Consider the following 11,156-nt stretch of genomic DNA (forward strand, 5'->3'; position numbering starts at 1 on the left):
TTGTGCCTCAACGCCGAGACGAACGGCTCAAGCCACCGCTCCAGATCGAGTTGCCAATCCCTGTTCATGGCCGGCCCCTCCAACAGCCGACCTCTCATGAATCACGCAAAACCGCTCTTGGGAATCTGAAGGGTTCTGTGAGGTCCGGGCACAGCCGGGGCACGCAGGCTCGACGTCGGACCTCATTGCAAGCCGGATTGAACGAAGCCGCGGGCTAATCTGGCGCTATGGGGATTGTAGCCTGGAGGGGCGGTCGGGATTGTCTTCGTCGGGTGAATGAAGGGCAACCGCGATGCGACCCCAAGGGATGATGGCACGGTGGAAGGTCGACTCTTGATGGCGATCACCGCGGATTGGGTGGGGACGCCTTCTGTCGCGGGCACGAGTGCTCGCGGTCTTGTGCGGAAAGTCAAAGGTCGGCATGCCGGCGCGGATGGCGACGGATACCAAAGCTGGTGATGTGGACCTGCCGCGTACGATCATGAGGTGTTGTCCCACAAGGGACCTGGCGGCGCTTGTCCGCAGCGCCAGATGGCCAGCGTGATCATCGATCCTCCACAGCATGGGCAGCGATGCGCTAATGAGAGGGGCGCGGGCGTGCTTTCGACGCGCGGTTCGATATTGTCCTGCAGCGGGTTGGCCAGCAGCCTGCGACACAGGTCGAGCTTTGCGGCGCGATGGCCGTTGGCGAGGAATCCATAATGGCGGATGCGGTGGAAGCCGTCCGGCAGGGTGTGCAGCAGGAAGCGCCTGATGAACTCGTGCACATTCAGCGTCATGAGCTTTGCCTTGCCGCCATGCTGATAATCTCTCCAGCGGAACACAATCTTGCCGTCGGCCATGCTGACGAGCCGGGAGTTTGCGATGGCGACACGGTGGGTATAGCGACCGAGATAAGCCAGCACCTGCTCTGGCCCGCCGAACGGCGGCTTGGCATAGACGACCCATTCGAGGCGGCGGGCCTCGCCCAGCCGGCGTCTGAACACGACGGGCAGCGCCAGTTCGGCGAGATCGCCGAAGAAGCTCAACTTGCCCGCTTCATACGCTGTCCGCAGTTCCTCCAGAAAGAGTCGGCGGAACAGGCGCGACAGCACCCGCACCGGCAGGAAGAAGCCGGGCTTGCAAGAGATCCAGCGCGTTCCATCGGGCGACAGCCCACCACCTGGCACGATGCAATGGATATGGGGATGATAATGGAGGTTCTGACCCCAACTGTGCAGGACGCCGACAAGGCCGATCTCGGCTCCCAGATGTTTGGAATCGGCGGCGATGGTGCGTAGCGTCTCGGCGGCCACCTTGAACAAGATCGTGTAGACCGCCGCTTTGTTCTGGAAGGCGATCGCCGCGATTTGCGCCGGCAGCGTGAAGACGACGTGGAAATAGGGAACCGGCAGGAGTTCGCCCTGCCGCGCGGCAAGCCATTCCCGGCAGGCCTGTCCCTGGCACTCACATGGGCGGACTCGGGTCAACCGGATTGTGTACGGCTTACGGCTTCATGGATTATCTCCTGGAGTTGCTACGGATCCGAGGTTGAGCCTGTTTCCAATACGAGCATTTCTGGCTCGGTTGAAACTCACATACGGTCGCCGCCCCAGGGCGGCTGCACCCTTATCCCGCATACGGCGGCTAGGCTCAGGAGGACGTGACCATTCTTAGGGGCGGTTGTTGAGACCATATGCCAGGCCGGTTCGTCCACCTGGATCCGCCGGGGCTGATCAGGCCCCGTCAGATGGCGAAAGAGGTTTGGTTGGCTTCAGATCAGGTCGGCTTTATGATGGCGCCCTCCATCACCACTCCGGCGGTCGCATACTGCCACAGTGCGACCAGCAGTTTACGTGCCAAGGCGACGATTAGCGGCTTACGCAGCCGCCCACCGTGGCGCTCGACCCGCTGTTTGAACCACTGGCTGAGGGCCGAGTCTGGTTGGTGTCGCAGCCACAGCCAGGCCATCTGCACCATCGTTCCTCTCAGCCGCGGATTGCCCGCTTTTGAGACGCCTTGCTCATGATCGACAGAACCGCTCTGCCAGGGCGTTGGCGCAAGCCCGGCATAGGCCGCAAGCTGCCTTCGATTGTCGAAATGACGATAAAGACCTTCAGACCAGAGTACGTTGGCGAACTCAGCGCCCACCCCCTTCAGCTGCAGCAGTTTCACCACCGGCGCCGGGTCGTTCGCCTTGGCCCGATCCAACAGCAGATCGTCGCGCGCCGCCTCGACCTTTTGCAACTGCTCCAGGATCAGCTCAAGCCGGTCGAGCTCACGCACAACCTGTGCCTTCAGGTGGAAAGGTAAGGCGCGACCATCACCCGTTTGCAGATCCTTGAGCCTGGCGCGTCGGTCGCGACGCAGCGGCTCATAGTCACCGACGCCCTGGGCGAACAGCAGCCCCTTGATCCGGTTGACGTGCTCCACCCGCTCGGCGATCAGCGTCTTGCGCTCCCGGCAGAGTCGGCGGCGATCCTCTTCCTCGGGGGTCGGCGGCCTGACCATGGAGCAGACCCGCGGCTCGCCACGCTTGTAGGCCAGCAAGGTCCGTACCAGGGTCTCGCCGTCGATCTTATCGGTCTTCGCCCGTCGGCGCCGCCGTGACACCAGGATCGAGGCGGCGTCGACCACGTGGCTCTCGATCGCTTCGCCCTGAAGCACCCGATGGATCCAGAAGCCGTCTAGTCCAGCTTCCTGAATGACAATAATCCGGAAGCGCTCGCCGGTTCGTGCCCGAGCCTTTTCCTGGAGCGTCGCAAACAGCTCCAGGAGTCCCGCAACGTGCCCGCCCCGCAGAGAATGCTTGGACATCTTCTCCCCGCCACCCGGCGACAGTGAAGTGATCAGCCAACTTGATCGAGACAGTTCCATCGAAACAAAGATCGCGCCAAGATCAATGCGGATAGCGGCCGGTTCCGGCCGATTTGCAACCTGTTGCATTGTCGTCTCCAGAATGAGTGGGTTTAGCAACGCCATTCTGCCGACGGCAGGTCGCTATCCACCAGCCCATAGGATCTTCGGGCAGTGCCGATTGCGGCAGGAATTGTAGGCGACGCGGATCGCCCCGCAGGACCGGCAGCCCTCGACATGGCCGCCCAGTTCGGCGGTCCGGCATAGCTCGATCGCGCTCATCACGCGCCGCTCGACGCGCCCGAGATGGCCGTCATGGGCCTGCCGATACGCCTCGCCGTGGCGGCGGAAGATGTCCGCCACCTCCAGTCTCGCCGACATTGGCGGAACCGGTCAGCCCGGCGGCACAACCTCAATGGTCAGCCGATCGAGCGGGGCTTTCCGTCCGCCGAATGAGACCGTTCGAGACCTTCGTGTAGCGCGCCGTGCTCGACAGGTTGTTGTGGCCGAGCAGCACCTGGATGATGCGGATGTCCGTACCGTTCTCCAGCAAATGCGTGGCGAAGCTGTGCCTGAGCGTATGCACCGTCACGCGCTTGTCGATGCCGGCAGCCGCACGCGCCGAGCGGCACGCCGAATAGAGAACCTGCACATCGATGGGGCGGTCGACGCCGCGCCCGGGAAACAGCCAACCCTGCGGCTTCGCCAGCCGCCAGTAGACTCGCAGGATGCGCACAAGCTGCGCCGACAGCATCACGGTGCGGTCCTTGCCGCCCTTGCCGTGATGGACGAGGATCACGCCGCGTTCACTGTCGATGTCGCCGACCTTCAGCCCGACGGTCTCCGAGGCGCGAAGTCCCGCGGCGTAGGCCGTGGTCAATGCCGTTCGGGTCTTCAGGCTCGGCACCGCCTCCAGGAACCGGACGACCTCGTCGGCGCTCAGCACCACTGGCAGCGTGCGTGGCGAGCGGGCGTAGACGATCCGCTCCGGGATCTCGGCATGGCCCAGCGTCACGCCGTAGAAAAACCGCAGCGCGCACACCGTCTGGTTCAGCGCCGGCCACGAGACTCCCGCCGAAACCAGATGGACCTGGAAGGCGCGGACGTCCTCCAGGCCGAGCCGGTCCGGCGAGCGGTCGAAATAGCGCGAAAACTTGGCCACCGCGTGCACGTAGGATCGCTGGGTGGCCGGCGACAGATTGCGGATCGTCATGTCCTCGATCATGCGTCGGCGAAGAGGGCTCAACTCGGCCATCTCAAACTCCTGTTCTCAAGATTGCGCTTCAACAGCCGCAATCCTTCAAAACAGAAGCGTCATCCGCAAACCCACGCACCAAATGACGCGTCAGCGGCTTCGTTCAATCCTCAAAACGCTCCCAGAACCTGCCAAAGTAGTGCTAGGTTGAGAACTCACACAATAGACTGATTTCCATTGGTATTCTTCGCCTTCAATGAGTCGCTGGAGGCAGGACTGATGTCGAAGAGCTTACTTTGGTTGTCGGATGAGGCGTGGAGGGCGATGGAACCGCATCTTCCTCGTGGCAAAGCTGGAATCTCGGGTTGATGACCGCAGGGTGATTTTGGGCATCTGCATGTTCTCAAGACCGGTTGCCGCTCGCGCGACGTGCCACCAGCCTATGGTCCGCCAACCACAATGTACAATCGCTACAACAGGTGGTCGCAGCGCCGCATCTGGCAGCGCATCTTCGAGAAGAGGGCGGCTGCCGGGCGCGGCCGTCTCTGAGGGCACGCACGGCGTTGACCACCGCCATCGAAACGCCTTGCTCGCGGTTGACCAATCCACTCTGCCACGGCGGCGGCGGCGAGCCCGCACAGGCGGCGACCTCCTACTATTGTCAAAGGTCGAAACAGCCCTTGGTTCAAAGGATGGCGGCGATCCCAGGCGTCGAGCAACATTCTCGCGAGCGACGGTTTAGCGCAGCTAATCGTTGTGCCGCAACCAGAGCATCACGTTCCGCTCGATGTGTTTGAGCAGCAGCTCAAGCCGTTTGTCGGCCCGCCTCTACGCAAAAGGGCTGCTCCGGCACTTCAACAATCGCCGGCAGATCGCCTTGCTCGTGGCGTTGTGCAGATACGTGATTGCAGGCGCGTTTATGGGAGGTGCTTCATTAAGTCGGCCTAAAGCGACTTGTAACAACACACCCCCGGGGGCTGATCAGTCTCGGCGGATACCAGAAGGCGAACCGAGATTCGAGCTGGCTTGAATCTCGTCTTCTGGGCTTTCGCCGCCGCAAGCGGATATTGGTGCAGCCGTCCCAAGCGACGACCGTATGTGAGCTTGACCAGTTTCGAATAGCCGAACCGCGTCACGCAATCGGGCCCAGCTCTCGATCCCGCCGCCCCAGTGAGGCACGATGGCCGCCCTAGCATCCCTCTTGACCTCACTGTAGCGTTGATTTATCTGATGGCACCTTTTCTGCTTGTGACAGCTCTCCTTCGGAGAGCATCGCCACACCGATGATGCCCTCCTTGACTAATTGTGCGATCTCAGCATCGGAGAGGCCGAGAATCCCTGATAGGACATCTCTGTTATGCTGTCCGAGTGTCGGCGCTGCTGTGCGAATTGCATAGGGGCCTGCACCTTCGCGGATTGGCATCGAGGGCTGCGGATGTAAGCCCACGAAATCACGTTCAACGTCTTGCAGAAACGCGCGAGATGCCAGATGCCGATCCGTAAGTAGGTCCTTTGGCATCCGAGCTACGCCGGCAGCGACTCTTGCTGCTTGCAACTCGGACATGGCTTCATCCGCGTCGCGGCTGCGTGTCCAGACTGTGATGCCTTCCTCGATAACATCCTCAATGGCCCGGCGAGCTTCTGCTGATTTCAGCAACGCGTCTGCAGCCCAATCTGGCCGACCGATAAGAACGGCAAGCCTCTGCCACATATCCTCGTCAGTTGCGGCTACCATGATCCAGCTGTCCTCACCTGCACTCCGGAAGCAGCCATGAGGTACAAACTGCGGATGTCGATTTCCAAACTTTAGTGGCGGCAAACCACCTATCGAGCCAACAGTGATCCATGGTGCTGCAAACGGCATCATGCATTCGATCTGCGCAAGATCAATGAACTGTCCCTGCCCTGTGTTGCGGGCGTGAATCAGTGCAACCAGAACTGCAGCGCAGCCGTTCAACCCACCCACGGGATCTCCGAATGCGACATGGCTCATGACGGGCGGCCCGTCAGGATCTCCGATCACACTCGGCAACCCTGAGCCTTGCTCGAGAGTCGAGCCATAACCCCGACAATTGCGATGAACGCTGTCGACGCCAAAGGCAGACATCGACATCATTACCAGGCGTGGGTTCAGGGTTTTTAGCACGTCGTATCCGAGCCCGAGCTTCGGCAGCACGTCGACCGAATAATTGCTGACGACAACATCGGCTCCCACTACAAGCCGTTTTGCAAGAATGAGTCCCTGCGGCCGTGTCAGGTCGAGTGTGATACCGCGCTTGTTGCGGTTCATAATGCAGTAGCACATCGCCTTTTCGTACAAGTGGTCGTGGACGTAAGCAGGGCTTCGATCAACGCCGCGGAACCAGTCCGGATATTGGATGGCCTCGATCTTGATGACGTCCGCGCCGAGATCACCCAGAGTGCGCGTACACAACGGGCCCGCCCAGCCCATCGAGAAGTCGATCACGCGAACCTCCTTTAACGGCTGCCGGTCCGAATCGATGCAGCCGGACGACATCAATGCGGTTAAGTGTGTCCCGCGATTCGCGTAAGCCTGATGCTCGCCGGGGGCTGGAACTTTCCCTCCCCCGCGCGCCGGCGTCAGCGTCAGCCGCTGCATCGAGCCTACGGTCAAGCCCTCTTCTTCGCCAAGCAAGACGGGCACGATCACGCCGCGCGCTTTTTTCTCGGTATCGCGGAGCAGATCGGATATTTCCGGTACTGGCACGATGGGGATCTTCCGTTTCAATCCCTCCTCGAACCAATCTTGCGCTGTTCGCTCCTTCAGCTTTGGGACAAACTGTCGTTCAATATCTTCCATGTGTTGCAGACGATCTTCGGCGAGGACCAGAGCCGGATCATCACGCAATTCGGCTAGACCGAGCATGTCGCAGAATGCGCGCCATTGTGCCGGCGTCCACGTCGTGACGCCAAGCCAACCCCGCTTGGTTTCATAGATGCCGAGCGGAAAGCCGGGCCAGAAGCGGTTAGTGCCGATCCGGTGCATCACGTCGCCGCGCGCAAACGCCTCGAACATAAGATACTCGCTGACAGCGAGGCTCGATTCGAAAATACTGAGGGACCATGATCGCCCTGCCCTGCCCTGCATTCGCGCAACCGCCGAACTGGCCAGAGCAATGAAGCCCCACAGGCCGGCAAGGATACCCGTCTGGAAATCGGGTGCGTGCAACGGCGGGCCTTCGCCCGGTCCAACCAGCTTGACGAGGCCGGCGAGCGCGCGGACGGTCGAATCAGTTGCTGCGAATCCCGCATAGGGCCCCTCGAGGCCGAACCAACTCGCTTCGAGGTAAGTCAACCCGGGGCGCCGTTGCCGGATTGCGGCGATATCAACGGGCGGGCAATCTGCGGAACCGACGTCGCGGCCATCGACCAGAATGTCGCAATTCTCGATTAGTGCCGTCAGCCATGTAATCGCGTCCGGGTCTGTGGCATCGACGATGTTGCTAGACTTGTTGAAGTTCAGGAATGCGAACCACGCGCTCTGTCCACTGGGCGTGACTGGCGCGGTTCGGCGAAGAGGATCGCCTGTTGGCGGCTCGACCTTCTGAACGTCGGCGCCAAAATCGGCAAACAGCCTCGCGCAATAACTGGTTGCGGCCGAGCTACCTATTTCGACGACCCGCAGATGCGACAATACTCCCATCGAGGACTCCTTCCCGGCTATGCTGATTGCTCCGGAAATCACCGGCTACGATACGAACCTGAGGCGCCAAGAACGCGGCGCTGCTCGCCAGACATCGATCCACAGGCATTTGCGACCGATACTCGCCGGCGACACTGGACCAAGCGCGTTCGCGACTTTCTTACGATGACCGTCAGTCGCTTTGACGATCACAACGCCTCGTAACGAGGTCGTCCTGGCCCTATCAACTGCTAGCAACTTGGTCGTATCTGGCAGTTCCATTAAATTCCTCTGCTGAATCGCCGCTAACACCTCAGGGGAGGTTCGGTCGCGTATGGGGCTCGCCGGTTGTGTGGGCTACCTTTTCCAAAATGCGGTCGCACAACCGCTCTATGTCTCGGACCTCATGGTCGGCTGTAATGCACACCCGGATCCCCGCCTTTCCTTGCGGAACTGTCGGGAAAAACGTCACCGAGGTATAGAAGCCGGCATCGAGAAGCTCTCTTGCGATTGCGATCGCCTTGGCCTCCGATCCGATGGCGATCATTCTGATCGGAAGCGAACTGCCTTGCTGGGCGGTTGCGACATGACGGTCGAAGAGCTCAATGCGTTGCGCCAACAGGCTTTGCCGCTGGCCAAGTTCTGCCGAGCGGTGAATCTTGCACGAGCCAAGCGCCGCGCCAACTGCCGCTAGATTGGCGGCCGCCGAGAACGCATAGGGGACGGAGTAACGTCGAAACAGGGCATCCTGGTCGGCCGTTCCGAGCATCAACATGCCGCCCGATGCGCCGAATCCCTTGCCCAGCGAGGCTGCTATGATCGTGCGGTCACCAAGCTCTTGCGGAAACTGAGAGCGCGCAAATCCTTGGCCTTGGCGTCCGAACAGCGAAATGCCATGAGCATCGTCGATGTAAAGAAAGAGCCCATAGCGTTCCTGGAGTTGGCGCAATTCCTTGAGCGGCGAATGGCCACCCATGGAGTAAACACCATCGCATATATAGGCGACCACTGGCTCCTGGCGGCACAAGCGTTCGAGAGCCTCGATGTCGTTGTGCGCAATCGTTTCCACTCGCGTTTCATCAGCCACCACCGGCTTGTGATGGGCGAGCGAGATGTGCGCAACGCGATCGAACACGACGACCGGCTTCCTGCCGCCCGTCAATTGACCCGAAGCAAGGAGGGGCATCGCGCCCAGATTGGCGAGCATGACACTGGAAAAGGTGAGCACACGCGCGGAGAACATCTCCGACAGGGTTGCTTCGAGCTCTGCGAGTAGATCGAAATTGAGTCGCGTTCGTGCGCAGGACCAATGCAATGACTGATGCGCCTCAATCGCCTCGATCGCGCCAGCGATGATCACCGGATGATTGTCGAGACCAAGATAGGAGCATCGCACGAAATCGATTACCTGCGGTCGACTGTCAAGCGGACCGGTGCCCAAAGCAAAGGTGCGTCCCGTCGTGGAACGTCCGTAGACGGCCATGAGACCAGCCGCGTGGGCCGCATCGAAACACGTCATGCTCTTGTTGACCATATAGCCAGTGTTCCGAAAGTGTTCGGTCGGGCGAACACCATGCGAAAGAGCGACCCGCTGCTGCATCTCATTCTCCATTCTGGCCTGCCCAAAATACGCTCGCGACCGCTCAGATGAGGAGCGCGGCTTGGCGACATCGGTCCGAACCAAAGTGCCGCACGGAACTTGCCACAGTTCGATCTGCACCTTGGGTTCAGCCAACTAAACCCTTGCCACGTCGCTTGGACACCTACCAACCCAGATAGGGCTCGAGCGTTCAAGGCGAGTCCGCGATTGCTACGCCGTCCGATGGCAGTAGCCACGGAGTAGCAGCCCCAGTCGCGGCGACCGACAGTGTTTTGTGGCGGTAGCGATGTGGAGCACAACTCGCTGCTGCCGCCACGCGCACATAGAGGAGCGCTGCGAGCAGCCACTACGCATTAATATGCGCGGTTCGCACGCACGCGTCGCCAACTTTGGAGATGCTACCACTATAGTCAGTCTCGTCCGATTGGCATTTTTTCGCCGTCAGTCCGAAGTGCGGGCCAACACGCGAGGTGCGAAAACGCTCGGAGCGTCGACAGCCGACACGAAGGTCAACGAGATCAGGACGCCGACGCCTGGCGCGGTCATTAGCCGGCGAGCGTTCACATCGAGCATCCTCGCCTGCATTTTCTGCTGCGAAGCCCCCGCCCGACCGCAACGGGCTTTACCGGCAGATCATCGAGCTCGGTCAGCTCTGCGACGTCGTTGCGCCCTCGCTGATCCCCAAGCGCCGGGGCGAGTGCGTCAAGGCGAACCGGCGCGATGCGATCAGCTTGGCACGGTTGCTGCGGGCTGGAGAACTGAAGGGAATTTGGGTTCCAGACGCGGTGCATGACGCGACATAGTGCGGGTGCGGTCCGCGGCGAGCGAGGATCTGCGCAAGAAGCGCCAGATGCTGCTTTCGCTCCTGCTGCGCCATGGTCGGGTCTTTACCGGTTACAAGAACTGGAGCCGGGCCCATGCCCGCTGGCTGGCGGCGCAACGGTTCGACCATCCGGCCCAGCAGCTCGTGTTCCAAGATCAGGTCGACGCGATCACCGATGCTAGAGTTGGCCGAGCTGGTCCACGGCGCCAGTGGTGGCGGCCTATCGGGCGCTGCGTGGTGTGTCCTTCATCGTCGCGGTCACCTTTGTCAGCGAAGCCGGCGATGTCCGTCGCTTCGACAATCCGCGCCAGTTGATGGCCTTTCTCGGTCTGGTGCCCTCGGAGCGCTCGACCGGCGACGCAGTAAAGCGCGGCGGCCTGACATTGGCCACAATCGCCGCGCCCGCCGCGTCTTGATCGAAGACGCCTTTGCCTAGCGCTATCCGGCCAGGGTGACGGAGCCCATTCGCGTCCGGCTCGAGGTCTTCCGAAGGCCGTGCGCGAAATCGCCTGAAGGGTGCAGACCCGGCCTTTGCGCCCGCCACCGGCGCCTGGTGGCTGCCGGCAAGAACAAACCCTTCGTCGTTGCGGCGGCCGCGCGCGAGATGGCAGCGTTCCTGTGGGCCATCGGCTCCCAGATGGAACCGGTCAACTGAAATTGCAGCGAGCTTCTTCACTGAAGATCAGAACCCCGGCAAGCCCAGGACAGATTACGGAAGTGCGGGTAACCAACCCGCGAATAAGAGCTGATCAACCGCCGTCTCAAGGCCCATCCCGTCTCCATGCTGCCCATCAACGAAGGACAAACCTGTGGCAAAACGCATAGGGCGAAAAGTTCATCCATCATTCTTGACCACGGTCTAAGTGACGTGCTCCCCGTTTTGTCCGCGTCTATAAGTTAGCCCTGTTCACGTTGTGATCCTTGACGGATCGGGTTGCATATTCAAGCGGGGTGAGCCCATCGAGGCTCGTGTGTGGGCGATTCACATTGTAGTCGATCCTCCATTCTTCGATGCTGTTGCGGGCGTGCCGATAGCTGGTGAAGAGCCGTTCGTTGAGGC

General features: G+C 61.0%; 6 protein-coding genes and 5 pseudogenes. 2 read left to right on the plus strand and 9 right to left on the minus strand.

Features of this window, described 5'->3' with window-relative positions; all coding sequences use genetic code 11:
• Positions 1–479: 479 nt before the first annotated feature.
• The 4 genes and pseudogenes from NKH17_RS32720 to NKH17_RS32735 form a co-directional block, all read right to left on the minus strand.
• Positions 480–1,463 (minus strand): annotated as a pseudogene (locus NKH17_RS32720) (IS91 family transposase); the annotation flags it as partial.
• Between the two features lie 295 nt (positions 1,464–1,758).
• Positions 1,759–2,925 (minus strand): IS110 family RNA-guided transposase, encoded by a 1,167-nt coding sequence (locus NKH17_RS32725; protein WP_352973476.1) that lies wholly within the window; start codon positions 2,923–2,925, stop codon positions 1,759–1,761.
• Between the two features lie 75 nt (positions 2,926–3,000).
• Positions 3,001–3,216: pseudogene (locus tag NKH17_RS32730) on the minus strand (transposase zinc-binding domain-containing protein); the annotation flags it as partial.
• Positions 3,217–3,228: 12 nt separating this feature from the next.
• Positions 3,229–4,090, minus strand: a pseudogene (locus NKH17_RS32735) (site-specific integrase).
• 219 nt (positions 4,091–4,309) lie between these two features.
• On the opposite strand from NKH17_RS32735, the pseudogene NKH17_RS32740 reads away from it, so the two are divergent.
• A pseudogene (locus NKH17_RS32740) lies at positions 4,310–4,564 on the plus strand (transposase); the annotation flags it as partial.
• A 673-nt stretch (positions 4,565–5,237) separates the two neighbouring features.
• Here the strand turns inward: NKH17_RS32740 and NKH17_RS32745 are convergent.
• From NKH17_RS32745 to NKH17_RS32760, 4 genes and pseudogenes are all read right to left on the minus strand, one after another.
• A complete protein-coding gene (locus NKH17_RS32745; RefSeq protein ID WP_352973477.1) occupies positions 5,238–7,694 on the minus strand; it encodes a CaiB/BaiF CoA-transferase family protein in 2,457 nt (818 codons plus the stop codon).
• 292 nt (positions 7,695–7,986) lie between these two features.
• A complete protein-coding gene (locus NKH17_RS32750) occupies positions 7,987–9,273 on the minus strand; it encodes an aminotransferase class I/II-fold pyridoxal phosphate-dependent enzyme (RefSeq protein ID WP_352973478.1) in 1,287 nt (428 codons plus the stop codon).
• Between the two features lie 361 nt (positions 9,274–9,634).
• A pseudogene (locus tag NKH17_RS32755) lies at positions 9,635–9,840 on the minus strand (transposase); the annotation flags it as partial.
• A gap of 79 nt (positions 9,841–9,919) precedes the next feature.
• Entirely contained in the window at positions 9,920–10,249 is a 330-nt protein-coding gene (locus NKH17_RS32760; RefSeq protein WP_352973479.1) for a hypothetical protein, read from the minus strand.
• 59 nt (positions 10,250–10,308) lie between these two features.
• Here NKH17_RS32760 and NKH17_RS32765 point away from each other — a divergent pair, with 59 nt between their 5' ends.
• On the plus strand, positions 10,309–10,512 hold the full coding sequence (locus NKH17_RS32765; RefSeq protein WP_352973480.1) for a transposase: 204 nt from the start codon (positions 10,309–10,311) through the stop codon (positions 10,510–10,512).
• 474 nt (positions 10,513–10,986) lie between these two features.
• Here NKH17_RS32765 and NKH17_RS32770 read toward each other — a convergent pair.
• The coding region (locus NKH17_RS32770) for an integrase core domain-containing protein (protein ID WP_352973481.1) at positions 10,987–11,156 on the minus strand (170 nt) is incomplete at its 5' end.

Origin of the sequence: Mesorhizobium sp. M1334 (assembly GCF_040317995.1) — a bacterium.
Taxonomy (GTDB): domain Bacteria; phylum Pseudomonadota; class Alphaproteobacteria; order Rhizobiales; family Rhizobiaceae; genus Mesorhizobium.

Excerpts from the sequence above, each read along its gene's own strand:
- NKH17_RS32725 (WP_352973476.1), bottom strand. The coding sequence starts at position 2,925 with ATGCAACAGGTTGCAAATCGGCCGGAACCGGCCGCTATCCGCATTGAT.
- NKH17_RS32750 (WP_352973478.1), bottom strand. The coding sequence starts at position 9,273 with ATGCAGCAGCGGGTCGCTCTTTCGCATGGTGTTCGCCCGACCGAACAC.
- NKH17_RS32745 (WP_352973477.1), bottom strand. The coding sequence starts at position 7,694 with ATGGGAGTATTGTCGCATCTGCGGGTCGTCGAAATAGGTAGCTCGGCC.